Source organism: Roseivirga spongicola (assembly GCF_001592965.1).
Lineage (GTDB): Bacteria > Bacteroidota > Bacteroidia > Cytophagales > Cyclobacteriaceae > Roseivirga > Roseivirga spongicola.
In genome coordinates, this window is sequence record NZ_LRPC01000001.1 from 1,334,314 (window position 1) to 1,360,024 (window position 25,711).

The following is a 25,711-nucleotide window of genomic DNA, read 5'->3' on the forward strand; positions in this document are numbered from 1 at the left end:
TTTTAGATGTCCGATATAATAAAATTACTTCCTGATAACATTGCGAATCAGATTGCTGCCGGTGAGGTTGTTCAGCGGCCTGCTTCTGTTGTTAAAGAATTGCTCGAAAACTCAATCGATGCGGGCTCTACCGATGTAAAGCTCATCATTAAAGAGTCTGGAAAAGCATTGATTCAGGTGGTAGATAACGGCAAAGGTATGTCGCATATCGATGCCAGAATGTGCTTTGAGCGCCACGCAACTTCTAAAATTAGTTCTGCTGAAGACCTTTTCGCTATTAAAACCATGGGTTTCCGTGGAGAGGCCATGGCATCTATTGCCGCGGTGGCTCAGGTAGAATTAAAGTCGAGAAGAGAAGAAGATGAATTAGGCGTTCTTATTCAGATTGAGGCTTCGGAAGTAAAAAAGCAAGAACCCGTTTCTACTCCTGTAGGTACTTTAACCTGCGTAAAGAATTTATTCTTTAACGTTCCGGCCCGAAGAAATTTCTTAAAGTCGAACGCGGTTGAAATGCGTCATATCGTTGATGAATTTCAGCGAGTAGCGCTAGCGAATCCTGAAGTAGCCATGTCTCTATATCAGAACGATTTGGAGATGTACCAGCTGTCATCAGGTAAGTTGAGCAAGCGGGTTGTCGGTATTTTTGGGAAGAAATACCAAGACCAAATGGCGGCTTGCGAAGAAGAAACCGACCTGATGAAGGTTTATGGTTATGTAGGTAAGCCGGAGTTTGCAAAGAAGACTCGTGGAGAGCAGTTTTTCTTCGTGAACAACCGATTCATCAAGAGCAACTACCTAAACCATGCGGTGATGACCGCTTTTGAGAACCTACTTCCCGAGGGTAGTTTTCCGTTCTATACCTTGTTCATTGAGATAGATCCAAGGCATATTGATATCAACGTTCATCCGACTAAAACGGAAATTAAGTTCGATGACGAAAGAACCGTCTATGCTGTAATTAGAGCAGCCGTAAGGCAAGCCTTAGGAACTCACAATATAGCACCGGCAATAGACTTTAGTCAAGATGTGAACTTCGCCAACTTTGCACCCAAATCCGAACCAGTAAAAAGTACATCTGCCGCAGATAGAGATTATTCTCAGTTCAAGACTTTTGAAAGAAAACAAGATACAAGTCACTGGGAGAAGCTTTATGAAGGATTGAAGACAGAGATTTCTCAGCAAGAAGAGTCGAATAGACAAATGGAAATTCACCCAGAAGCGCAAAGTACCATTACGCTAGGTAGTGCGGCAAATGTTTCTGAAGAGAAGGTCAGTCAAAAGCCAGATGCTTCTTATTTCCAGATTCATAAGAAATACATTGCTACCCATGTGAAGTCTGGGCTGATGCTAATAGCTCAACAAGCGGCTCATGAGCGTATTCTCTATGAGAAATTTTTAAACCAAATTTCCAGAAGAAGCGGAGCTTCTCAGCAAGCGTTATTTCCGCAAAGCCTGAAACTTAATTCTGCAGACTTCAGTCTTATCCATGATATTCGTGAAGAGCTGAATGCCATTGGCTTTGAGTTTTCCGACTTTGGCGATAACTCCATTGTAATTAATGGGGTGCCAGCCGATCTTAAATCTGTTAATGAAAAGGCTCTTTTTGAGGGCTTTATCGAACAGTTTAAACTTAATCAGTCGGAATTGAGTATATCAAATGACGAGAATATTGCTAGAGCAATTGCTAAGCGTTCGGCATTGAAGGTAGGGACAAGTTTGAGTGCTCAAGAAATGAGCTCAATTATAGATCAGCTGTTTGCCTGCAAAAGCCCGAATTATTCTCCTGAAGGTAAAAAGACTACCTTCATTCTAGAATTAGATAAAGTAGACCAGTTTTTTAACTAACCTATATGTTTGGAAGACTTACACCTCTGGTAAAGAACCTATTGATTATCAATGTTGGTATAGCTCTGCTCCAGGGATTTTTTAAATTAGATTTAGGCGATTACTTCGGCCTATATTACGTTTCGGCTCCTGAGTTTAAGCCATATCAGTTTGTTACCTACATGTTCCTGCATAGTACAACAAGCATTATGCACATATTCGGAAACATGTTTGCCCTCTTTATTTTTGGCCCACTGTTAGAACAGTTCTTAGGACCTAAGAAGTTTTTGATTCTTTATATGGTAACAGGAGTAGGAGCAGGACTCTTCTATACTGCCGTAAATTATGTAGAGGTGAGTGCTGTTCAGCGAGATGTTGAAGCTTACGTTCAAGACCCTAATCCTGATGATTTTAATAGGCTTTTAATAGATCATGGCTCGAACCTAAACCCTCAGATTTATGAGTTTGTCGATCAGTATTCTCGAAACCCTAACTCTGCTGAGCTTAAAAGAGATTCAGTAAGTTTGGCACAAAGGCTTTATGATATTCAGGGAAATTATAACATGGTTGGTGCCTCTGGTGCTGTCTTTGGCATTCTAGCAGCATTCGCTCTATTCTTCCCCAATACAGAACTTTTCTTACTCTTTATTCCTTTTCCAATCAAGGCGAAGTATCTGGTGACAGTCTATATTTTGTACGAGGTTTTTGCCGAATTACAGCGTGCTCCAGGCGATAATGTTGCTCACTTGGCACATATTGGAGGTGCAATTATTGCCTTCTTCTTAGTTAGGGTTTGGAAAAAACAGCGGAATAATTTCTACTAGAATGAACAGTATTTTAGACGATTTTAAACTGGCCTTTAAAACAGGCAATGTGTTAAATCAAATCATCATAGTGAATGTGGTGATTTTTCTTGCCTTTGCTGTAATCAATGTGTTCTTCACTTTTGCAGGTCAGGGAGCAACTTTCGATGCTATTGGCAATTACCTCATGTTGCCTTCGAACCTAAGCACCTTGCTCACTCAGCCGTGGACTTTGATTACTTATGGCTTCTTCCACAAAGGCTTCTTCCACATACTTTTCAATATGTTGTATATGTATTGGTTTGGAAGAATTATCTCTGAATATCTAGGCCAGAATAAGCTTTTAGGACTTTATGTGTGGGGTGTGATTGGTGGAGGGTTGCTCTATCTTTTGGCCTACAACGTAATGCCTTATTTTGAGAATCAGGTAATGGGTTCTTATCTGCTAGGTGCTTCTGGCGGAGTAGTGGCTATAGTGGTTGGTGCAGCTACTTTTCAACCAAACTTTGCGATTAATTTAATCTTTTTAGGTCCCGTGAAGCTCAAGTACATTGCAGCTGTAACGGTATTTATCTCCTTTATTCAGAGTACTGGCTCAAATGCTGGGGGCGAAATTGCTCACCTAGGTGGTGCATTGGTTGGCTACTTGAGTATTAAGCAATTACAGCGAGGAAGCGACTGGAGTAAACCAATTGTAAGCATTATCACTTGGGTGAAAAGCCTATTCAAGCCGCAACCCAAGATTAAGGTAAGCTATAAAAAGGCTAAAACTACTTCTGGAAGATCTTCATCCAAGGCAAAAGCCAAAGCAGAGGCTAAATCAAAAAGCTCTCAAGATGAAATAGATGCTATTCTAGATAAGATCTCAGAAAAAGGCTACGATGCATTAAGCAAAGAAGAAAAGCAGAAGCTTTTTAACGCCAGCAAAGATTGACCCTTTTGGTCAGTTATCAGTTGAATAGTTAATTGGAAAACGGAGAGGCAAATTCCAGTCTGTAGTCTTCGATAACCTCCCCTTACCAATTGGAGGACTAAGCCTTAAAGATTCATCTAAACTAATTCCCCTCCTTTTTTCAAGGAGGGGCTAGGGGTGGTCAGCTTTTATTCGCTAACTGCCCGCAAGCGGCATCAATATCTTTACCTCGGCTTCTACGAACGTTTACTATAATTCCTTTAGCCTCCAAAATACGTTGATACATATCTAGACTTTTAGGGTCAGCTTGTTGGTATTCGCCATCATCAATGGGGTTATATTCAATGATGTTCACCTTAGAAGCCACTTTTCCACAGTATTTAGCTAGAGCCTTGGCATGTCTTTCATCGTCATTGATGTTTTTCCACACCACGTATTCAAAAGTGATTTTTCTGCCAGTTTTTCGATGCCAATATTGAAGTGACTCAGCCAACTCAGCCAAATTACTTTTATCATTGATAGGCATCATTTTGCTTCTGGTTTCATCAATAGCCGAGTGAAGCGAAACCGCTAAGTTGAATTTCACTTCATCATCAGCCAGTTGCTTAATCATTTTAGGAATACCCACTGTAGAGAGCGTAATACGCTTTGGAGACATACCTAGACCATCGGGAGAAGTGATTTTATCAATCGATTCGAGAACGTTTTTGTAGTTCAACAGAGGTTCTCCCATTCCCATATATACAATGTTGGTCAATGGGCGGTCAAAGTAAAGTTCTCCTTCGTCTTTAATGGCTACTACCTGATCGTAAATTTCATCGGCATTAAGGTTTCTCATGCGCTTAAGACGTGCAGTCGCGCAGAAATTACAATCGAGGCTACAACCTACCTGAGAAGAGATACACGCAGTAATTCTAGATTCTGTCGGAATGAGTACTGACTCCACTATCATTCCATCGTGCAGTTTTACCGCATTTTTGATGGTACCGTCAGAGCTCCGTTGCATCTCATCTACCTTAATGTGATTGATAGCGAAATGCTCTTTCAGAAGCTCACGGGTTTGCAGAGAAATATTGGTCATTTGGTCGAAATCTTTAGCCGATTTCTTCCATAGCCATTCATAAACTTGCTTGGCGCGAAATGCTTTGTCGCCAATGGAAACAAAAAAGTCCTGAATTTCTTCCAGACTCAATTTTCTAATATCCTGCTTCTTTACCTGTGCCTCCATGCTGCAAAGGTAGCACTCTAGTTTTGAATCTTTGTTAGGAAGTTTTCAGGGATGCTGCAGACCTTACCTTGGCCGTAGTCGAACATAACAATTCCCGTTTTAGCCCTAGCAATTTCTTTTCCACCACAGCTTAGCAAGTAGAAGACATCAAAACTCTTTCTTGAGATATCCTGAATCGCAATTTTAATGGAGATTTCATCGCCATGAAAAGCTTCTCCTTTGTAAACAATGGCTGTATCGGCTTGAATAGTGCCGACACCATCAATGCTGATTTCGTCTTTGTAACCAAGTGAATTGAAAAAGCGAAACCTGGCTTCATGCATAAGGCTTAGCACCGCATCGTTTCCTAAGTGACCTCCATAGTTTATATCTCCAATCCTAACTTTGATGGAAGTTTCAAAAATGAACTGTTCTGGTAGGTCTAACTTAATTCTGGCCATATAAATTTTTGTTGCAATCTAGGACAAAATGGCCGAATACGTGGTTCAATCCATGAAAATGCAGCCATAATTTCCGAAAAATAGAGTTGGATTATGTTTTGATTAATGCTCTGCGGCAGAAATGCCTCAAAGGAGAAAACATAAAACAATGGATTTTAAGAAATATACAATCAAGTCGCAGGAAGCCATTCAGAAGGCGGCCGAGATAGCCAGCGGAAACCAACAGCAGGCTATTGAACCAGGCCATTTGTTGAAGGCCATTCTGCTCATCGATGAGAATGTAATTTCATTCTTATTGAAGAAATTGGGAGTAAACAAAGGGCAGCTAGACATTCGCCTAGATGAGATAGTGAATAGCTATCCGAAGGTCAGTGGTCAGCAGCCTTACCTATCGAACGATGCACACGCAGCCTTGACCAGGTCTATGGATTATCTTAAAGAATTTGGAGATGAATTCGTAGCGGTTGAGCACATCATTCTAGGTTTGTTAAAAGGAAAGGAAAAAGTAGGTGGCCTACTCAAAGAGCTTGGTTTTGCCGAAAAGCAACTGATTACAGCCATTAAAGAGTTGAGAGGAGGAAGTTCGGTCACTGATCAAAATGCCGAGTCAAAATACCAGTCTCTCAATCGTTATTCTAAAAACTTGAACGAGCTGGCTAAGTCTGGAAAAATTGACCCAGTAATTGGTCGAGATGAAGAGATTCGAAGGGTACTTCAAATTCTTTCGAGGAGAACCAAAAACAACCCAATTCTTTTGGGTGAACCAGGTGTCGGTAAAACAGCTATAGTGGAAGGAATGGCTCAGCGAATTGTAGATGGTGACGTTCCTGAAAATCTGAAAAGTAAGACTTTGATTTCGCTAGATATGGGTCTGCTAGTAGCAGGCGCCAAGTATAAAGGTGAATTCGAAGAAAGGCTGAAAGCCGTGATCAAAGAGGTGCAAGATTCTGACGGAGAGATCATTCTCTTTATCGATGAAATTCACACCTTGATTGGTGCAGGCGGTGGTGGAGAAGGAGCTATGGATGCAGCCAACTTGCTGAAACCTGCCCTAGCCAGAGGTGAGTTGCATGCCATCGGTGCGACTACTTTAAAGGAATATCAGAAATACATAGAGAAGGATAAGGCGCTTGAGCGTAGATTCCAGTCGGTGATTGTAGATGAGCCGAATCAAGAAGATGCCATTTCGATCCTTCGTGGTATTAAAGAGAAGTATGAAGTTCACCATGGGGTGAGAATTCAGGACGATGCGGTTATCGCTGCCGTTGAGCTTTCCAGCAGATACATTTCAGATCGTTTCTTACCTGATAAGGCGATCGATTTAATGGATGAAGCAGCTTCTAAGTTGAGGATTGAGATCGATTCTCTACCTGAAGAGTTGGATGAGCTAAACCGTAAAATCATGCAATTGGAGATTGAGCGTGAGGCCATCCGTAGAGAGAAAAACAAAGACAAAGAGTCTGTACTCTCCAAGGAAATTGCTGACCTCTCTGAGAAGCGTGATGATCTTAAAGCCAAGTGGGAGAATGAAAAGGAAGTAATTGTTGGTATTCGAGCTGAAAAAGAGAATATCGATAGATATAAATCTGAAGCAGAGAAAGCCGAACGTGAAGGCGATTTCGGGAGAGTGGCAGAAATTCGTTACGGAAAAATAACAGAAGCTGAGCAGCAACTGGAGCAGTACAAGCAGAAAATGAAGGAGATGCAAGGAGAGAAATCCTTGCTGAAAGAGGAGGTTGACTCGGAGGATATTGCTGAAGTAGTAGCCAAGTGGACGGGCATTCCGGTTTCTAAAATGCTTCAGTCGGAGCGTGACAAATTGCTTCATCTCGAAGAAGAATTGAGTAAACGAGTAGCTGGGCAGAAAGAAGCCATTGCAGCCTTATCTGATGCGGTGAGAAGAAGCCGTGCTGGTTTGCAAGACCCAAAACGTCCGATTGGCTCATTCATCTTCCTAGGAACAACCGGTGTAGGTAAAACAGAGCTGGCCAAAGCTCTTGCAGAGTATCTCTTCAACGATGAGAACAACATGGTGCGAATCGATATGTCAGAGTATCAGGAGCGTCATGCGGTATCTCGATTGATTGGAGCGCCTCCGGGCTATGTCGGTTACGATGAAGGTGGTCAGTTGACTGAAGCAGTTCGAAGAAAGCCTTACTCAGTCATTCTTTTGGATGAGATTGAAAAGGCGCATCCTGATGCTTTCAATATTCTCTTGCAGGTGCTTGACGATGGAAGGTTGACTGACAACAAAGGTCGCGTGGCGAACTTTAAGAACACCATCATCATCATGACTACCAATATTGGTTCTGGTTTGATTCAGGACAATTTTGAGAAGATCAATGAAGACAATGTGCTGGAGGTAATCGATGAGACTAAGCTTCAAGTGTTCGACTTACTGAAGAAATCAGTGAGACCAGAGTTCCTGAACAGAATTGATGAGACCATCATGTTCATGCCATTGAATAAGGAGAACATCCGTCAGATTGTAAGAATTCAGTTCGGACTCATTCAAAAGCAGCTGCATGAAAACGGAGTTGAGATTGAAGCAACAGATGAGGTGCTCGATTACCTCGGAGAACTTGGTTGGGATCCGCAGTTTGGAGCCAGACCATTGAAGCGAGTGATTCAGCGAAAAGTGCTGAACGAGCTGAGTAAGCAGATTCTGGCAGATAAAATCACCAAGGATTCTGTGGTAAGCGTTGAGCTCAGCCCTGATCAGGAGATTGAGTTTGTGAACGTTGAAGCTCCGGCCGATTCTACCAAAAGTGATGATTACTTAGGTAAGTAACTCGCATGCTGTGGCCTTCCCCTTTTAAGGGGAAGGATTGGAAGGGGTCTGAGAAGGTGGAGGAATTGTAACCACCCCTAGCCCCACCTTGAAAAAAGGAGGGGAATTAGTTACTAGTATAGGTTAATCGTCAGACCACTCGAAGTGGTCAGACGACTTTTTAGGCTCTTCGGAGCCTTTTTGCTTTAATGAATTATTCAACCATTTTTCATCCCGAGTGTAACCGAGGGATCGGCCAAGTAGTATTCTTGGCTGATGCTTCGGCTTCGCTCAGCATGAAAAACATCATAATGATTCCTTACTTATACAATGGAAGTTAAGCGAAGTCGAGCGGCTTTCATTTTATGCGGAGAATAGTTCTCCCAATCTCCGCAAAATCTGCGGAGATTATTTGAGTAACAAAAAAGCCCTGAATCACTCCAGAGCTCTTTGTCTAATATCTATGTACTAATTACTAAAGTCTATGTACTCATACCCACTACTTCGCCTTTAACCACTCTTCTCTTCTTTTTTGAGCGGCAGCATTCGCATTGGCATCCCAGCTAGAACGCATATTTTGAGTTTCAGCGATAGTCACTTTCTTGGTCATTTTCGTGCCCCATCGATCGATTTCAACTTCAATGACATCGCCTGGTTTTTTGTCGGCAATCAGTTCATCCACACTTCTACCTTGAAAAGTTGAAAGCGCTGTTCCGTTAATGCTTAAGATTTTATCTTCCTTCTCAATACCTGCTTCATAAAGCGGAGTACCAACAATGGCATTTTGTGCTAGTTGTCCGACTCCTTCTCTTACCCTAACAAAAGCATTTAAGGTAGGAGCTCCTGCATTTGGGTTTTGGAAAACTACGCCCATTTTCTTGAATAAGCGCTCATAATCTGGCATCTCACTTTTGAAGATATGTTTGCTGAAGAATTCATTCGCAAAGCTTTCCCCAGCATATTCAGCTAATCTGGCCTGAAGGTCACGCACAGAGTAAGGAATTTCTGGCTTACCCTGAGTTTTCCAAACATGCTTCATAAAGTCGTCTAGGTTTTTGCCATTGTCCATAGTGCGGAGTGACATATCTAGCGCCAAACCAAGCACTGAACCATAAGTGTAGTAAGAGATGAAGATGTTTGAGTTGTTGTCTGGGTCGATTGAGCTGGCGGCATCTACAAACGGAGCGCGGTAACTCATCTCAATTGGGTTGAAGTATTTTCTGCCCGGAGCATTGATTACATAGCTAACAGCACCACCCAATCCGTTTACGTATTGCTCGGCTGTAATGCTACCAGAGCGGGCTCTGATCAAGTTGGTGTAATAGCTGGTGAAACCTTCGGCAAACCAAAGCTCGCCACTCATATTAGCATCTTCAAAGCTAAATGGCTCCAAAGAAGCAGGACGGATTCTCTCCACATTCCAAGCATGGAAAAACTCGTGAGAAATAGTACCCATTGAAGTGCTGCCCAATGGTCGGTCGTTTGGTTTACCAGAAACAACATAGGTTGAATTTCTGTGCTCCATACCATCACCGCTGGCATTTGGTACGTAACAAGAAAGGAATGTGTATTCACCAAAATCGAAATCTGGAAGTTCACCGAAAACAGCAGCCTGTTGTTCTACAATGCCAATTAACTCTTCGAAATAAGCATCTACTTCCGAATCGGTGGCGGAGGTGTGAAGTGCTAAACGAATATTCTGGCCATCTACCATTCTTTCTCTTAAATGGAAGTCGGCAATTTCCGTTGGGCTATCCATAAAGTAGTAAGTGTTAGGAGTATAGAAGGTGTCGTTGCCCAAATCCTTCATTTGAGTAGCTACTTTCCAGTTTGAACCGGCTGGTAAATTGTACTTGACTTTTACTGGGCGATGGTCATAATTTCTTGCCCAAACGTAGGTAGCAGGAATGTTCAGGTGAGCGTGAGTTTCGTCAATTCCAGAATAGGTTCCTCCCGCACGATTAGCGAACAAGGTATATTCAAAAACTACGGTGCCGTCATGGCCGGCAATATCCCACTGATGAGGGTTCGATCTGGTAACCGCCAATTCTTTACCCTTTCCGTCAGTTGCTTTCACAGAATACACGTTTTTAGCGAACTCATGCACGGCATATCGGCCAGGAGAGCTGCGACTCATGCGTACTTCCAGCACCTTGTTTTCGAGGTTGCTAAAAGTGACTTTGATGTTTGCCTCATGGTGAACACGATTGTCGAAAGACACCTCGTATTCGTTGTATGTTTGAGAAATAAGGAAACTGGTGAGACAGGAGATTAGTAAAGTAGTAAGCAGTAGTTTTTTCATAATATTTGTTTTGACTTCGACCTCAATTAGAGATTAGGCTTGCTAAAATAGGGTTTTAGTTTGTAACGTAATGTTGGTCTTTTTTTGCACGGAGAAATGATTTCTGGATGAAAAGCTAAGTGATTGATTGAGCAAAATGCATTTCATTTTTTTTAAGCCATTTTTTTGACTCTTCAATTACGATTGTTTCAATATTCGCTCTTGTTGCTCCACTCCAGTAATGATTGAATTTACTATCCTCGTAATCAAGTTGATCCCAAGCCCAATGGAGAAGGTGGAAGTCATAAATTAAACCTTCATAATTTCTGCTCTGACAAAATGTGTAAATCTCTGTTAAGTTCTCTCTGACTTTATGTCCTTTAGCAATTTGATAGACATAATAACCAGCGTAACTTAATATTGCTTCTTCCCCATCCTTAAGTGTCAGCCCTAGCTCGTCAACAGTTTCTGTTACATATTTAATTATTTCGAAGTAATTCGCTGGTTTACTGAAGCTTGAAAGCATATATAATGTTAGGCTTTCATAACCCAACTCAATCATTTCGATTGCCCAATCAATACTCTCATTAACGTCAATTTGTTGAATATAGGGCAATGTCACTATCTTATATGTTAGTAGGCTAATTGGCTTTGTCACTTTCTTATAAACCTTTAAGGATAAACCGCCCTCACCTCAACTTCCACTAACATATCTGGATTTACCAAAGTATATACGCCAATGGTTGAGCGGGCTACTTTATTAGGGTTCCCTTCATTATTGAAGAATTCAGCATAGGCCTTGAACCAGCCATCAAAGTCTGGTTTGTTGTCATTCAGCGGGTCGGGAGCTACATATACTTTCATGGCTACCACATCTTTAAGGCTCAGGCCTTCTTCGCCCAAATATTCTTCAATACGTTTTAGGGCGCTTACGCTTTGCTCATAGGTGTCGCCAAAACGCTCTCGGTCTCCAGCTGGCTTGCTGGCATCTTTAGGATAGGCCACAATGCCGCTGGCAAAATACATATCAGCTCCGGCAGGCACCTTTACGCCCTTCAGAATAGATGAATCTTCCCTGTCGAATCGGGTTACTTCTTTGCTTGTTTCCTGATGGTCATCGACTTCCATTTCACAAGAGAAACAGAACAGTGCTAGTAGGGCTAGGGTAACGATCTTTGATTTCATAAGGGAAGGGCTGCAGTTAAGAGTAATATGTGTTCAAAATTTAATAAAGTTAAAGGCTATGAATTTTTTAAATTTCACCCTTTTTATTCACTAAAGGGACTGTTATTTGGGCAACCGTTCCCCTTTAGGGTTAGGGTGAAATACCTCAAGAGCAACCATAACTTTCATAGACTTTAACGAAAGTAAAAATGTATTGCTCTACTGTATACTTCCCAATATACAAATACGGTCATCAAATTGGCTTTGGTAAATAACAGATTACCTGCTTATCTTACTGATTCAACCTTAAATAGCTCACCATGAGAACCATCCGCCTATTGTGCGTAACGCTGCTTTGCTTAGCACTTTTATCTGTTGAATCTTTCTCTCAGCGCAGAAACCGAAAACAATCTAATACCGGCATCAGCTATGAGTCATCACTGTTCAATGCCATGGAGTTTCGGCTGGTTGGCCCTTTCAGAGGAGGCCGAGCCACTGCGGTAGCTGGGGTGGTTCAAGACCCTATGACCTACTACATGGGAGCTACAGGTGGAGTGTGGAAGACAGATAATGCGGGAGAAAGTTGGTACAACGTATCTGATGGATTTATGAAAACGGCTTCTGTGGGAGCTATTGCTGTGTCTGAATCAGATCCCAATGTGGTCTATGTGGGCATGGGCGAAGCACCTGTCCGTGGGGTAATGACCTCTCATGGTGATGGTGTGTATAAATCGACCGATGCTGGTAAGACTTGGAAACACATGGGGCTGGAGAAAACACGCCAAATCTCCAAAATTGTGGTAGATCCACGTAATCCAGAGGTACTCATTGTTGGTGCTCAAGGAAGCCCCTATGCTGCTACTGAAGATAGAGGTATTTACAGGTCGGAAGATGGTGGTGAATCGTGGACTAAGGTTCACTATGTAGATGAAAACTCAGGAGTGAGTGATTTGAGCATGGATATGACCAACCCAAGAATCGTCTATGCAGCTTATTGGGATCATAGAAGGTTTCCATGGAAAGTACAAAGCGGAGGGCCTGGTAGCGGTATTTGGAAATCGGTGGATGGTGGAGTTACTTGGAATAAGCTGACCGAAGGTTTGCCGAAAGGGGTAATGGGTAAAATAGGTGTTTCGGTTTCCAGAGCTAACCCGAACAAGGTATGGGCAATTATAGAGGCCGATAATGGAGGGCTTTATAGATCTGATAATGGCGGTAAAAACTGGAGACTGATCAACCCAGATAGGTTATTGCGTGCTAGATCTTGGTACTATATGCACATTCAAGCGCACCCTACCGATGAAGAATCAGTCTTTGTTATGAATGCCCCTTTGGTGCAATCTACGGACAACGGTAAAACCTTTGTGAACCTCAATACGCCTCATGGCGACAATCATCAGATTTGGGTAAACCCAGTTCACCCTGAATATATGATCAATGCCAATGATGGTGGTGCAAATGTTTCTATCGATGGAGGTAAGAATTGGTCTACTCAGAGTAATCAACCGACAGCACAATTCTACAGAGTAAATGTAGACAATCAGTTTCCATACAGAATCTATGGAGGTCAGCAAGATAATAGCTCCGTTTCCATTGCTTCGCGAGTGGATGGTGGAGGTATTTCCAACGAAGATTTCTTCCCTGTAGGAGGTTGTGAGAGCGCCTATTCAGCTTTCGATCCAAACGATCCAAACGATCCAAAATATGTGTATTCAGGCTGCTATCAGGGTATTATCGATGAGTGGAACGCTAAAACTAAGCAGACGAAAGATGTAATGGCTTATCCTTTTCAGGGCCTTGGCACCAACCCGGCCGATGTAAAATATCGATTCAATTGGAATGCTCCGATTGTGACTTCAAAGCATGATCCTTCAGTGATTTATCATGCAGGAAATAAGCTCTTAAAAACTTCTAATAGAGGAATTACTTGGGAGGAAATTAGCCCAGATTTAACCAAAAATGATTCTACTCACATCAGTTGGGGAGGTGGCCCAATTACTAACGAAGGAGCGGGTGGAGAAATCTATCACGCGATCTATTATGTAGCGGAATCTCCGCATACGCCTGATGTAATTTATACTGGTGCCGATGATGGCCTGCTTCACGTAACCAAAGACGGTGGAGCGAGCTGGTCTAATATTTCTATTCCAAATGTTGAAGAGGGAATGGTCAACCAAATTGAAGTTTCTCCTCATACGCCAGGAACGGTCTATGTGGCTTATAACCGTTACAAGTACAACGATTTTACGCCACATATTTTCAAGTCTACCGATTATGGCCAGACTTGGAATAGACTGGTGAGTGGAATAGATGCTGATGCTCATGTGCGCGTTGTGCGTGAAGACCCAAATCAGAAAGACTTGCTTTATGCAGGAACGGAAACTGGGCTGTATGTTTCTTTCGATGTCGGGTTAATGTGGAACAAGTTTCAGCAGAACTTACCAATAGTGCCAATTACCGACTTGATGATCAAAGACAATGATATGATTGTAGCGACTCAGGGTAGAGCATTTTGGGTTATGGACGATCTGAATCCGCTTTATGAGCTGGCAAAAGCTAAAGATTCAGACTTCTATGTCTTTGAGCCAGAGAATGCCATCAGAGACAATGCATTTAGAACTGGAAGCACAATTATGGGGCAGAACCCGTATCCTGGTTTCTCCATAATGTATTACCTCAAAGAGAATGTCGATTCAGTCGATTTAGCCATTGATTTTAAAGATGCTCAAGGCAATGTGGTAAGACATTTCTCTAGTTCGGCAGATAAGAATCAGGAAAAGCTGAGAAAGAAATCGGGCATGAACCGATTGAATTGGAATCTTTCAATGACTAATCCTGACGGAGTTGAAGGCGTGTTTATGGGATTGGGTGCTGGAGGGCATCGAGTTGCGCCAGGACAATATACTGTAGAGGCTACTTATGGTAGCCAAACAATAACCAAGCAGGTAGAAGTATTGGCAGACCCTCGCTGGGAGGCTACCACAGCTCAATATGCTGAGCAGCAAAGGTTGCTATCTTCTTTACGCACCCAGATTGATGAACTGCAAGAGATGGCCTCAGATATCCGTTCGGTAAGGAGTCAGGTGAGCGACTTGAAAACTAGAGTAGATGAAGACGAGTATGCAAAGGTGCATGAACTGGCCGATGCGCTTATTGCTGAAATAGACGGTTTGGAAGAAAAGCTGATTCAACCGAATCAAAAGACATTTCAAGATGTAATCAATTTCCCTAATAAGGTTGAAGCACAGTTGCTACATATTTATGGTACCATAGATGGTATTCAACCTCCCGTTACCAATGGGCAAAAGAAACGTGCTGCTGATGTTATTTCTGAGGCAAAAGCAGCAATGGCTAAGGCCAATGATGTGAACAGAAAGCTTGAAGAGCTGACGGAGTATCTCAGGGTTGAGAAGGTGCCATTTATTGCCCCTAAAAAGAAGAAGTAGTTGGAAAGAAACATCATTAATGAACTGGGAAGTCTAGCGCTTGCCACGCGACTGAAAAACCTGAGTGACCATTTGGCTAAGGATGTAGCTCAGATATACAAAGAGTCCGACTTTGATTTTGAGCCGCGATGGTTTGCAGTTTTCTATTCGCTGAAAGATGGGAACGAGCTTGCAGTTATGGAGCTGTCTAGCATGTTGCAGCAGTCACACCCTGCTGTTAATCAGGTAGCTAACGTATTGGTTAAAAAAGGGTTGGTGGTTGAACGAAAAGATAAGCTAGATCAACGAAAGAGACTGCTTAAGCTTTCAAAGAAGGGACTTCAGTTGGCAGCAGATATGGAGCCACTTTGGGCCAAGATTAAAGAGGCCAACGATCAATTACTCAGACAGTCAAAGAATATTCTAGCGAGTTTGGAGGCTGTTGAAAACGCCTTAGACAAGAAATCAATAAAGGAAAGGCTGTGATTAAGATATAAATGCTCTTAGCCAGAGCCCTCTACTGACAACTTGAGGCTCCGCTCAACATAGAAAAACGAGCTGCGCCTGTTTTTCATTCCGAGTTTAGCGAGGGATCAACCAAGTCCTAATATGTTTCTCTACTTGAATTAGCTGGGCAGATGTTTCGACTCCGCTCAACATAGAAAGATGAGCTGTTGCCTGTTTTTCCATCCCGAGTTTACCGAGGGATCTGCCAAATTTAAAATTTTGATAGATTTGATTAGCAATACACACAATGAATAAGACTTTCTATACTTATATCACAACAAACCCTAACAGATCTGTTCTCTACGTAGGTAGAACCTGATGATTTATTACAGAGAATCACTGAACACTATCTAAATCGAGGTAAACCTGAGACCTTTGCTGGTAGGTATTACTGCTACAACCTTCTTTACTATGAAGAGACACCCTATGTATTGAATTCTATAGATAGAGAAAACCAGTTGAAGGGGTGGCGAAGATCTAAAAAAGAAGCCTTGATCAATGAAACTAACCCAGACTGGAGATTTCTAAACTCAGAGCTAATGGAATGGCCACCTATTGATCCTTTTCATAGAGGTGACTTTTATAAGGATTGAACAGGGCAGATGTTTTTCCTGACAAATATTGAGATCGCTCAACATAGAAAAGTGAGCTGTTGCCTGTTTTCCATCCCGAGTTTACCGAGGAATCAACCAAGCCCTAATATCTTTCTCTACTTGAATTGGCTAGGCAGATGTTTCGGCTCCGCTCAACATAGAAAAAAGAGTTGTGGCCTGTTTTTCATCCCGAGTTTGAGGGATCAACCAATTCCTAATTGTTTCACTACTTGATTTAGCTGGGCAGATGTTTCGACTTCGCTCAACATAGAAAAATGAGCTGTTGCCTGTTTTTCCATCCCGAGTTTACCGAGGGATCAGCCAAGCTCAAATTTGCTCCACCCGGTTTAGTCGGGCAGATGTTTCTACCTATAAGTATCGTGATCGCTTAACATAGAAAAACGAGTTAAGGCCTGTTTTTCATTCCGAGTTTGCCGAGGGAACTACCAAGCCCTATTATTTTTCTCTACTTGAATTGGCTAGGCAGATGTTTCGACTCCCCTCAACATAGAAAAGTGAGCTGGCGCCTGTTTTTCATCCCAAGTTTACCGAGGGATCAACCAAGCCCTAATATCTTTCTCTACTTGAATTGGCTAAGCAGGTGTTTCCCCTCATAATCATTGGTTTCGCTCAGCTGGGAAAAGTTTGTTTTTGCGTGAAGCCTTCACCTTGTTAATCCTGCTTTTTATGTAAATGTCTGTTAATGAGATAGACTAGCTATTGCATTTTATGTAAGCACTTACGTAATTAGAATGCTATGAAAACTCAATTCACAACATTACTGCTGCTTTGTAGCCTAGTAGTCCTTGGTCAGGACTTCGACAAAGCCAAAGTAGTAAGCAAGCTTGCCCAAGTTATGGATAGAAATTACGTCTACCCCGATAAAGGCAAGGCCATGAAAGAACTCCTCCAAGCCAAATTGAAAGAAGGACAGTACGATCAAATAAGCACCAAAAAGGAGTTGGCCGCTGAACTTCAGGCCGATTTGAGATCTGTTATTAACGACAAACATATTAGAGTCGCTTTTGATGAAAAAAGAGTAAGCGCTATTCAGAATTCTGATCCTAACGGTGGTCGAAAACCTCCGGCCAATTACGGTTTTGAAAGCGTAGAAATTCTAGATGGAAATATCGGTTATCTAGATCTGAGAGGGTTTATGGAAATTCGGTATGCCGAAGAAGTTGCTGTGCCTGCCATGGATAAGCTAATTGAAGCTGATGCTATTATTTTCGACCTGAGGAAAAATGGAGGAGGATCGCCTTCAATGATTCGGTTCATATGCAGATACCTTTTCGATAAGCCTACTCACCTCAATACTTTTTATTGGAGGCCTTCAGATCGCTATTCAGAAACATGGACTGATCCATCGTTAGTGAGTAAAACCAAAGAAGATATACCTGTTTTTGTACTTACCAGTAACTATACCTTTTCTGCTGCCGAAGAATTTACCTACGATCTCAAAAACTTAGAAAGAGCAACAATAATCGGAGAAACTACTGGTGGTGGTGCACATCCTGGTGGCCCCATGGTTATCAACCAAGGCTTTTATGTAAATGTGCCTCAGGGAAGAGCCATCAATCCTGTAACCGAAACCAATTGGGAAGGTATAGGTGTAGAGCCACATATAAAGGTAAGTGCCGATGAGGCATTGAGTAGGGCTCTAGAGCTAGCAAAGGTGACTATATCAACCAACCAAAATAAGTAAGTGGTTCTATAGACTAGCATCGCTTACAACGTGTATTTGTCAAACTCATCACAACAAAGGTCATGTTTAAAAATTATATCAAAGTAGCATTAAGAAGCCTCCTGAAAAGTAGAGGTACCTCAGTAATCAATATTGTTGGTCTTTCCATAGGAATGGCCTGCTGCATCATTATTTTTCTATTCGTTCAGAATGAAATGGGTTATGATAAGTTTCATTCGAAAGCCGATAGCATTTTTAGGGTACTTACCATAGATGAAGCACTTGGAGTGAGTAGTAATTTGGTAGGAATTACCCTTCCAGCTTTGGGTGAAGCCATGGATAACGACTTTCCAGAGGTGGTTCAACGGGTAAGAATGATTCCTCAGGGCCGACAGCTGATCAACTACGAACAGCAAGGGTTTTACACGGAGCATTTCGCCTATGCAGAGCCAACACTCTTTTCCATGTTCGACTTTAAATTGGTTGATGGAGATACTGAAAAGGCTTTAACAGAACCCAATACGGTAGTGATGTCTCAAGCAATGGCCGAAAAGACATTTGCTGGCGAACCAGCTATTGGAAAGCGAATAGATATTGGCAATCAGTCGGGTTTGGAAGTAGTAGGCATTATGGAAGATGTGCCTCAAAACTCTCACCTTAATTTCGATGTGGTTGTCTCTATGCAGCAGTCAGATACTACCTCTGGCTTTGCGCAATTTCTACGCTCTTGGCAGAGTATCAGTATGGTGACTTATGTTGAATTGGCCAACCCTACTTCTGAAGATAATGTGGAAACTAAGATGGAGGAATTGATTCGAGCCAACGATGTTGGAGAAAACTTCAAGGTAACTCTTCAGCCTTTGGCAGATGTACATCTAAAATCTAGCGGAATATTATTCGAGAATTACAATCTGAATAAGACAGACATCAGCTATGTCTACACCTTAGCGGCTGTTGGGCTGTTTGTGATCCTTATTGCCTCCTTCAATTTCATGAATTTGTCTACTGCCAGATCGGCCAACAGAGCACAAGAAGTTGGGGTAAGGAAGGTTTTTGGAGCGTTTAGAGCACAACTCATCAATCAGTTTATGATTGAATCTGTAGTACTTTGTGTGGTGTCTTTTCTAATCGCGCTGGTTTTGGTGAGCCTGACCGGAGGTTTAGTAAATCTACCAATAGAACAGAACTTAGCTTTATACTTTTTGAGTAACCCTCAATGGTTAGGCGGAGCTTTGCTTTTTGTCTTACTGTTAGGCATTTTTTCGGGAAGCTACCCTGCCTTGTTACTCTCTAGTTTCAATCCTATTGCTATTCTTAGGGGCTCATTCAAAACCAGTTCTAAAGGGGTAGTTCTTCGAAAGTCGTTGGTGATTTTCCAGTTCACCATTTCAATCATCATGATTATTGGAACGGCTATCGTTTACGATCAGCTTCAGCATCAGAGAAATATTGATAAAGGTTTCGACCCAGAGCAAGTGGTCACTTTAAATGTTGGTCATCCTAGCTTGCAACAGTCGCTACCTGTGCTAATCAATAAGCTAGAGCAGAGTCCTGATATTCTAAGTACGGCCAGAACTGGAGGTATGCCTGGTAGAACTTTTGGCCGAAGAGGCATGGTTCCGGAAGGAGCTTCTCAAGAAGATACATGGATTGTTTCGGTGCTCAATTTCGATGAGAAGTTTATGGATTTGATGGATATGGAAGTTGTTGATGGAAGAGGGTTCAATATAGACATGCAAACAGATCAGCAGCAGGCAGTTTTAATTAATGAGGCCATGGCTAAAGAGCTTACTTGGGATGAACCAGTGGGTAAAAAACTGACTTTCGGCCAACAAGAGCAAACAGTTATTGGGGTGGTGAAAGATTTTCATTTTGCCAATATGCGCCATAAGATTGAACCATTGGCCATGTTCTTTAACCCAACCGGAGGAGGAAACTTGGCAGTAAAGTTTAATGCTAGTAATACCAGTGAAACCATATCTTTTCTGCAGTCTTCTTGGGATGAAGTTTTTCCTAACAGTCCGTTAGAATATAGATTCTTTAATGAAGAATTCGGTCAACAATTTGCTTCAGATGAACGCTTTGGCAAGTTGGTTTTCAGCTTCACATGGTTAGCCATTTTCATAGCTTGCCTCGGCTTATTCGGACTTTCTGCCTTTACCGCAGAACAGAAAACTAAAGAAATTGGTGTAAGAAAAGTGCTAGGAGCAAGCGTGGGCGGCATTGTGTTATTGTTATCTAAGCAATTCTCTCAACTCATTGTTGTGGCTATAGTACTGGCCATTCCTGTGGCTTATTATTTAATGAGTCAGTGGTTGAGCGATTATGAGTATCGAGTAGATATTAATTGGACATGGTTTGTCATTTCGGCAATAGTGGCACTGTTTATTGCACTAAGCACCGTCACTTATCAGTCGGTGAGGGCTGCTTCAATAAACCCGTCTAAATCGCTCAGATACGAATAGTTTGCAAATTTTAACATCTTATAAACCGTCCGTTGAAACTAGTAGTGCAGTGGATGGTATTATAATTGTACCCCTTTTAAAAATAGGCCGTGAGAATTCGATTGAAATTCATACATTGAATACCCGCCTTTGGAAAACGTTTGATAGATAACCGCGTTGAAATGAAGATGATGAGAAAGCTGATGATGTTTGCCCTAATGATATTAGCCGTTCAGGCTGCTTGGGCAGAGAGAGATAGTACCCAATATTTACAACCAACAGAATCGCACATGAAAGAGGCGAGAATCATAACTCAGATTCTCGATTTTGTGCACTACCGCGACATTGACCTAAATGACTCTCTTTCTTCAGTCATTTTCGACAATTTCATTGAGTCTTTGGATGGTAATAAAAACTACTTTTTAGAGAGTGATATTAAGTCTTTTGAGAAATACAGATTCACTTTAGACGAAGACCTGAAGCGAGGAAATCTAGTTCCTGCTTTTTACATATTCAACATATACAAAAACCGAATTGAGTCCAGGCTAGACTATGCCTTAGCTCATGCAGGTGATAAGTTCAACTTTCAGAAGAATGAGTCCTTCATGATAGATAGAGAGGACGAGCCTTATGCGAAGTCTGAAGATGAGCTAGACGAACTTTGGAGAAAGGTTTTGAAGAGCCAAGCTTTAAGCCTAAAACTCAGTGGTTCTACAGACGAAAAAATAAAAGAGGTACTTACTACTCGCTATGAAAGATTTCAGAGCAATGTAGAGAAATATAACAGCAATGATGTTTTTGAAATTTTCATGAATTCATTGACTGAAGCTTTCGACCCGCATACCAATTACTTTACCCCATTAAATGCTGAAGATTTTGAAATGAACAGCAAAAAGTCTTTGGAGGGAATTGGTGCTACGCTTCAGCAAGACAATGATTATACAAAAATAGTTGAGCTACGACCTGGCGGCCCTGCTTTCAAAAGTGGTGAAGTTAACAAAGACGATAGAGTTGTGGGAATTGCTCAAGGAGCAGATGGCGAAATGATCAACACTATTGGTTGGAGATCTGACGAGGTTGCTGGCCAAATCAGAGGGCCTAAAGGGACTTTGGTTAGGCTAGAGCTTTTACCTGCCGGAGCAAGCGCTGGTGCTGAAACTAAAATTGTGACGCTAGTAAGAGACAAAATTAACCTAGATGATGCTAAACCTGTGAGCGAAGTAATTCAGATGACCGAGAATGGTCAGAAGTATACTTTAGGTGTAATCACTGTGCCAGACTTTTACCTCAATGCAGAGGAAATGGAAACCAAACCAGATGATTATGCTAGCACAACCAATGATGTAAAAAAGCTCATCAAAGACTTAGAGGCTCAAGGTGTAGATGGTGTTATGCTAGACCTTAGAAATAATGGCGGTGGTGCCCTATATGAAGCCATCAACATGTCAGGTCTGTTTATTCCTGGAGGGCCTGTGGTACAAGTGAAGTACCCGCAAAATAGAAAAGATGTAATGGACTCTGAAAGCACTGAAATGTTCTATGATGGACCGTTGAATGTGATGATTAATAGATTCTCGGCTTCTGCCTCTGAGATTTTTGCTGGTGCCATCCAAGATTATAAAAGAGGAGTTATTGTTGGCGAACAGAGTTACGGAAAAGGTACAGTTCAGCAAGTTAGAGGGCTCAATGAGTTTTTAAGACAGTCTACGGGAGAAGAATTAGGGCTAATGAAATATACCATAGCCAAATTTTACCGAGTAACAGGAAGTAGCACCCAGCATAAAGGGGTGTCTCCAGATATTGAATTCCCTTCAGTTTATAGCGCTGAAGAATTTGGAGAGAGTTCTCAGCCGAGTGCCTTGCCTTGGGATAAAATTGACGCAACTAATTTCAAGCCACTCAACTATGTAGATGATCAAATGCTTGCTTCATTGAAGAAGCTTCATAATCAAAGAATGAAGACGGATCAGTTGTTATTAGACCTTCAGTTTGACATTAATGAATTGAAAAAGTCTAGAGCCAGAAAAGAAGTTTCTTTGAACTATGATGTTAGAAAAAAGGAGCAAGAAGACTTAGAGCAGCGAAGAGCAGCTAGAGTAAAGGTTGGTGCTTCACTATCAGAGCTAGAGGCGAATAAGGTAAAAGATCGCTCATTAGACGACTTGAAAGATCCTTACCTCAAAGAAAGTATCAGACTATTGGCCGATCAGATTCAGGCCACTAAGAAAAAAGGATAAAAGAAAGGCGGTTGAAAAACCGCCTTTTTTGTTTTAGTTAACTGTGTCATTCACGAATTAACCATCATTCCTAGGTTAACCGTCATTCCCGCGTATGCGGGAATCTCAAAATATACTCTGAGTCTCTTTTGAGATTCCCAGTCAAGCTGGGAATGACGAATCTATTATAGATTCAGACATTCTTTTTTATTGCTAATCGCCCCTAGCCCCCTCTTCAAAAAGCGGGAATAACGTGCAAATAGTAGCTACCATGCTTTATGGAAACTTCACTGCAACCTCTTCATATCCGCTTCTGCGGCAATGTATCCAAAGGCAGCCCAACTAGTTCCATCTAATACCTTTTCAAGGATCTCCTTGGCTTTGTCTGAATCACCGTTGTATAAATACCAATTGGCCACACCATAGCCTTGGGTAGCTAAACTTAGAGCTACATCATCATTATCGGTTTCAAAAAGCTCCTCTACAGCCAACTCACCTTTGTACATTAATAGCCTTTTGTAATAGCTATCGTTTTCTACTATTTCTGTTTTGTAGTCGAGAATCTTATCGAGCATAATCGCATTTGCTACTTCCGTAAGTTCTTTAGCAGTTTCTAGTACTTTCATTTCAGTAAGAATATTGTTGAGTAACTTCTCAGCTTCTTCCTTTTTCTCCTGTCTCATCAGTGTCATATAAAGCCAATCAGTTGTAGCAACAAAGAGGTCCAGATTATCGCAATAGTTGTTTAGAAGCTCTTTGTATATTTCTTCGGCTTGCTCAAACTCTCCTTTCAAGTAATGCGCTAAACCATAATGATAGAGTATGTTGAACTGTGTATTTGAAAGCGGGATGTTAAGCTTATTCGGTGCTCCATCTGGTTCAATTTCTACCACTCCTTTTGGCATCAATTCATAGGCCTTTTTATAGTCGGCAACGGCTTTGTCAAACTCTCTTAGGCTAATGTATCTGTGCCCTCTATGGCGGTAAAGCTTATAAGACTCGGGGAATTTCTGGAGGCCATCAGTAAAGACCTCAACAGCCTTCTGGTAATCGGATAGATAGGCGTATCTACGCCCCAACCAGATAGTGTTCATTTCTGACGGATCTGCTTCAAAGTTTGTTTTAGCCTGTTCCAGGTTATCATTGAGTGCTTTTAATGCGGCTTCAGATCTTTGAGGTATTTTCAGGCTGTCTCCTAAAAGAGAAATAGTCTGAAATTCTTTCAGCTCATAATGAGTTTCTTTTGGCTCATTGCTGCACGCAGTAAGGCAAATGATCAAAGAGAGTGCAAGGGCTTTTAATGTTGATTTATGCATTTACTTATTCGTTAGTTTTAATCTTAAACCGTCTTTCTTCTCTTCCACCATTCTTCTCACATCTTCTAATAGTTTTTTGGCATCATAAATAATTCCATCCTTTATGGTGTAGACTACTCCACCTGCTCGTTCTACTTCGTTGGCTTCATTCAGTTTTATGAATCCGGTTCCATAAAGCATTTTTAAGTTCGCTAAGGGGTTTTCTTCAAGGATTACAAAGTCAGCATATTTTCCAATCTCAACCGAGCCTAACATGTCATCTGCTCCAAGCGCTTCAGCACCATTGAGTGTGGCAGACATTATTACTTCTAGCGGATGGAAACCTGCTTCGCGAAGCAATTCTAACTCACGAATAAACCCAAAGCCATAGAGTTGATAGATAAAACCAGAATCCGAACCGGCTGTTACTCGGCCACCACGGTTTTTGTATTCGTTTACAAAGGTCATCCACAGCCTATAGTTTTCTTTCCAGGCCACTTCTTGCTCGGTTCCCCAAGAAAACCAATAAGAACCGTGCGACCTTCTGCTCGGTCGGTAGAAATTCCAAAGACTCGGTAGCGTATATTGGTTGTGCCACTCGGCCGCATAAGCGCGCATGAGGTCGCGGTTAGCATCGTAAATATTAAAAGTTGGATCTAAGGTAAAATCTAGACTGATGAGCTCATTCATTACCTCATTCCATTTTTCCGAGTAAGGAGGTGCCGCTTGCTTCCAAAGCTTACCAGCCTCACCAAACCTATCTTGTTCGTTTCTGTAATTATAATCTACGCTGTAATCCTGAATTTTTCTATCGGTAAACATTGCCTCAGGCAAACCATACCAATGTTCCATTGAAGTGAGCCCTGCTCTGGCAGAATTTAATACGTTCCATCTTACCACGTCCATTTGTGCATGGTGCATAGCTGACCGTAGCCCCAATTTCTTATTTTCTTCTAATGCAGCCTGCATAATGTCTGGCGCGGCACCAAAGAATTTAATGCCATCAGCTCCATTAGCCTTGTTCTGTCTTACCCATTCCCTGGCTTGTTCTGGGGTTGAAATGGGTTCTTTTGCGCCTTGTCCAAAACCGGTATAGGCAAAAATTCTAGGAGCTGTAATTTCGTTTTTCTTACTCTTTTCTTTGTGTTCGAGCACCCAATCTAGTCCGTTGCCAGCCGAAGGATCACGGATGGTAGTAATTCCATGGCCTAACCATAGTTTGAATACATATTCTGAAGGCGTGCCTTGCCCCGTACCGCCAATATGGCCATGCATATCTATAAAACCAGGTAAGAGGTACATGCCCTCAGCATCTAAAACCTTATCGCCTGCACTGGCTTTTGGTCTACTTCTTTCTTCTATAGGTAAACCGGGGTATCCTACGTTATAAATACCCTTAATAATGTTTTGCTCTACCACAATATCTACAGGGCCTGTGGGAGGTGCACCATTCCCATTAATGAGAGTTACGCCACGAATAATTAGTTTTTGAAAAGGTCCTTCTCCCTCTGCTCTGGGAGGGGCTTTCTCTATTTGGGAATAGGAGAGGTGGAATGAGACGAGTGCCAAAGCCAAGAAGCAAAGGCGTAAGGTGAGTTTCTTCATAAAATTAAAGGTTGACGTATTCAAGATATTGATTTCGTCAACCTTTAACAATAATGCTTTTATAAGCAGGGCTTAACTCGTTCCTGTTCTTTTTATTCTTGTTAAGTTTAGATCGAAGGTTTGACCTCCTTGAGTCCACTTTCCAATAATTTTGCCATCCTTGGCTTTGCCTTTAAATGTGCCATTATATTGTTTGATGGTCATTTCTAAGCCTTGTTCGGTGTATTTTACTTCGTCCATCTTGAGCCCGAAAGCATCTTGGCTTGGGCTGTCCATAGTGGCGCCAAGCTCTTTATTAAGATAGGTGATATGGAATACGATTTTCAAATCTACGCCTGGAGCCTCAATTTTTCCTTCCCAGTTGCCTATTACATCACCCTTGTCTACCTCTTGAGGTAGAAGCATGATAATTCCGAATAATAGTGTCAATACAGCTTTCATGATTTCTGAATTTGGAATCGAAAGTACGAAAATTGTACCAAAGCCAAATGTGGCCTTCATCAAGTTAAAATTACTTCT

18 protein-coding genes are annotated in these 25,711 nt (G+C 41.8%); 10 read left to right on the forward strand and 8 right to left on the reverse strand.

Annotated elements, in window-relative coordinates:
- Positions 1-6: 6 nt before the first annotated feature.
- The 3 genes from mutL to AWW68_RS05840 are packed head-to-tail and all read left to right on the forward strand — an operon-like array spanning position 7 to position 3,561.
- Complete coding sequence (mutL, locus tag AWW68_RS05830; RefSeq protein ID WP_068217716.1) at positions 7-1,845, forward strand: DNA mismatch repair endonuclease MutL; 1,839 nt, start codon at positions 7-9, stop codon at positions 1,843-1,845.
- A gap of 5 nt (positions 1,846-1,850) precedes the next feature.
- Positions 1,851-2,648, forward strand: a complete 798-nt coding sequence (locus tag AWW68_RS05835; RefSeq protein ID WP_068217720.1) for a rhomboid family intramembrane serine protease — start codon at positions 1,851-1,853, stop codon at positions 2,646-2,648.
- A 1-nt stretch (position 2,649) separates the two neighbouring features.
- The gene (locus AWW68_RS05840) at positions 2,650-3,561 is read left to right on the forward strand and encodes a rhomboid family intramembrane serine protease (RefSeq protein ID WP_068217723.1); all 912 of its coding nucleotides are present in this window, start codon (positions 2,650-2,652) and stop codon (positions 3,559-3,561) included.
- Positions 3,562-3,721: 160 nt separating this feature from the next.
- Here the strand turns inward: AWW68_RS05840 and rlmN are convergent, their stop codons facing one another.
- Positions 3,722-4,768, reverse strand: a complete 1,047-nt coding sequence (rlmN, locus tag AWW68_RS05845) for a 23S rRNA (adenine(2503)-C(2))-methyltransferase RlmN (protein ID WP_068217726.1) — start codon at positions 4,766-4,768, stop codon at positions 3,722-3,724.
- A 17-nt stretch (positions 4,769-4,785) separates the two neighbouring features.
- Positions 4,786-5,208 (reverse strand): acyl-CoA thioesterase, encoded by a 423-nt coding sequence (locus AWW68_RS05850; protein WP_068217729.1) that lies wholly within the window; start codon positions 5,206-5,208, stop codon positions 4,786-4,788.
- 148 nt (positions 5,209-5,356) lie between these two features.
- On the opposite strand from AWW68_RS05850, the gene clpB reads away from it, so the two are divergent.
- On the forward strand, positions 5,357-7,999 hold the full coding sequence (gene clpB / locus AWW68_RS05855) for an ATP-dependent chaperone ClpB (RefSeq protein WP_068218510.1): 2,643 nt from the start codon (positions 5,357-5,359) through the stop codon (positions 7,997-7,999).
- Positions 8,000-8,477: 478 nt separating this feature from the next.
- Here the strand turns inward: clpB and AWW68_RS05860 are convergent, their stop codons facing one another.
- The 3 genes from AWW68_RS05860 to AWW68_RS05870 form a co-directional block, all read right to left on the reverse strand.
- Positions 8,478-10,280 carry a M61 family metallopeptidase gene (locus tag AWW68_RS05860; RefSeq protein ID WP_068217732.1) on the reverse strand — a complete coding sequence of 601 codons (1,803 nt, stop codon included), beginning with the start codon at positions 10,278-10,280 and terminating at the stop codon, positions 8,478-8,480.
- A gap of 115 nt (positions 10,281-10,395) precedes the next feature.
- Positions 10,396-10,881 carry a hypothetical protein gene (locus AWW68_RS05865; protein WP_185101208.1) on the reverse strand — a complete coding sequence of 162 codons (486 nt, stop codon included), beginning with the start codon at positions 10,879-10,881 and terminating at the stop codon, positions 10,396-10,398.
- Positions 10,882-10,931: 50 nt separating this feature from the next.
- On the reverse strand, positions 10,932-11,444 hold the full coding sequence (locus tag AWW68_RS05870) for a RidA family protein (RefSeq protein WP_068217738.1): 513 nt from the start codon (positions 11,442-11,444) through the stop codon (positions 10,932-10,934).
- A 299-nt stretch (positions 11,445-11,743) separates the two neighbouring features.
- Between AWW68_RS05870 and AWW68_RS05875 the strand changes: the two genes are divergently transcribed.
- From AWW68_RS05875 to AWW68_RS05900, 6 genes are all read left to right on the forward strand, one after another.
- Positions 11,744-14,869, forward strand: coding sequence for a VPS10 domain-containing protein (locus tag AWW68_RS05875; RefSeq protein ID WP_068217741.1), 3,126 nt, complete (start codon positions 11,744-11,746; stop codon positions 14,867-14,869).
- Positions 14,870-15,334, forward strand: a complete 465-nt coding sequence (locus AWW68_RS05880; RefSeq protein ID WP_068217744.1) for a MarR family winged helix-turn-helix transcriptional regulator — start codon at positions 14,870-14,872, stop codon at positions 15,332-15,334.
- Between the two features lie 356 nt (positions 15,335-15,690).
- Positions 15,691-15,948, forward strand: a complete 258-nt coding sequence (locus AWW68_RS20250; RefSeq protein ID WP_317038748.1) for a GIY-YIG nuclease family protein — start codon at positions 15,691-15,693, stop codon at positions 15,946-15,948.
- Positions 15,949-16,705: 757 nt separating this feature from the next.
- On the forward strand, positions 16,706-17,653 hold the full coding sequence (locus tag AWW68_RS05890; RefSeq protein ID WP_068217747.1) for a S41 family peptidase: 948 nt from the start codon (positions 16,706-16,708) through the stop codon (positions 17,651-17,653).
- 62 nt (positions 17,654-17,715) lie between these two features.
- Positions 17,716-20,097: an ABC transporter permease gene (locus tag AWW68_RS05895; protein WP_068217751.1), complete on the forward strand. Its 2,382-nt coding sequence runs from the start codon at positions 17,716-17,718 to the stop codon at positions 20,095-20,097.
- Positions 20,098-20,237: 140 nt separating this feature from the next.
- On the forward strand, positions 20,238-22,313 hold the full coding sequence (locus AWW68_RS05900; RefSeq protein ID WP_245660212.1) for a carboxy terminal-processing peptidase: 2,076 nt from the start codon (positions 20,238-20,240) through the stop codon (positions 22,311-22,313).
- 266 nt (positions 22,314-22,579) lie between these two features.
- On the opposite strand, the gene AWW68_RS05905 is transcribed toward AWW68_RS05900, so the two are convergent.
- The 3 genes from AWW68_RS05905 to AWW68_RS05915 all read right to left on the reverse strand — a co-directional run bounded on the left by AWW68_RS05905 (position 22,580) and on the right by AWW68_RS05915 (position 25,633).
- Entirely contained in the window at positions 22,580-23,608 is a 1,029-nt protein-coding gene (locus tag AWW68_RS05905) for a tetratricopeptide repeat protein (RefSeq protein WP_068217757.1), read from the reverse strand.
- Positions 23,609-25,192, reverse strand: coding sequence for an amidohydrolase family protein (locus tag AWW68_RS05910; protein ID WP_068217760.1), 1,584 nt, complete (start codon positions 25,190-25,192; stop codon positions 23,609-23,611).
- A gap of 72 nt (positions 25,193-25,264) precedes the next feature.
- Complete coding sequence (locus tag AWW68_RS05915; protein ID WP_157717542.1) at positions 25,265-25,633, reverse strand: hypothetical protein; 369 nt, start codon at positions 25,631-25,633, stop codon at positions 25,265-25,267.
- Positions 25,634-25,711 lie beyond the last annotated feature (78 nt).

What these genes read in the sequence shown, in the direction of transcription:
- clpB (WP_068218510.1), top strand. Translation starts at nt 5,357, where the DNA reads ATGGATTTTAAGAAATATACAATCAAGTCGCAGGAAGCCATTCAGAAG.
- AWW68_RS05850 (WP_068217729.1), bottom strand. Translation starts at nt 5,208, where the DNA reads ATGGCCAGAATTAAGTTAGACCTACCAGAACAGTTCATTTTTGAAACT.
- AWW68_RS05875 (WP_068217741.1), top strand. Translation starts at nt 11,744, where the DNA reads ATGAGAACCATCCGCCTATTGTGCGTAACGCTGCTTTGCTTAGCACTT.
- rlmN (WP_068217726.1), bottom strand. Translation starts at nt 4,768, where the DNA reads ATGGAGGCACAGGTAAAGAAGCAGGATATTAGAAAATTGAGTCTGGAA.
- AWW68_RS05835 (WP_068217720.1), top strand. Translation starts at nt 1,851, where the DNA reads ATGTTTGGAAGACTTACACCTCTGGTAAAGAACCTATTGATTATCAAT.
- AWW68_RS05870 (WP_068217738.1), bottom strand. Translation starts at nt 11,444, where the DNA reads ATGAAATCAAAGATCGTTACCCTAGCCCTACTAGCACTGTTCTGTTTC.
- AWW68_RS05860 (WP_068217732.1), bottom strand. Translation starts at nt 10,280, where the DNA reads ATGAAAAAACTACTGCTTACTACTTTACTAATCTCCTGTCTCACCAGT.
- AWW68_RS05840 (WP_068217723.1), top strand. Translation starts at nt 2,650, where the DNA reads ATGAACAGTATTTTAGACGATTTTAAACTGGCCTTTAAAACAGGCAAT.
- AWW68_RS05915 (WP_157717542.1), bottom strand. Translation starts at nt 25,633, where the DNA reads ATGAAAGCTGTATTGACACTATTATTCGGAATTATCATGCTTCTACCT.
- mutL (WP_068217716.1), top strand. Translation starts at nt 7, where the DNA reads ATGTCCGATATAATAAAATTACTTCCTGATAACATTGCGAATCAGATT.
- AWW68_RS05910 (WP_068217760.1), bottom strand. Translation starts at nt 25,192, where the DNA reads ATGAAGAAACTCACCTTACGCCTTTGCTTCTTGGCTTTGGCACTCGTC.
- AWW68_RS05905 (WP_068217757.1), bottom strand. Translation starts at nt 23,608, where the DNA reads ATGCATAAATCAACATTAAAAGCCCTTGCACTCTCTTTGATCATTTGC.
- AWW68_RS05895 (WP_068217751.1), top strand. Translation starts at nt 17,716, where the DNA reads ATGTTTAAAAATTATATCAAAGTAGCATTAAGAAGCCTCCTGAAAAGT.
- AWW68_RS05890 (WP_068217747.1), top strand. Translation starts at nt 16,706, where the DNA reads ATGAAAACTCAATTCACAACATTACTGCTGCTTTGTAGCCTAGTAGTC.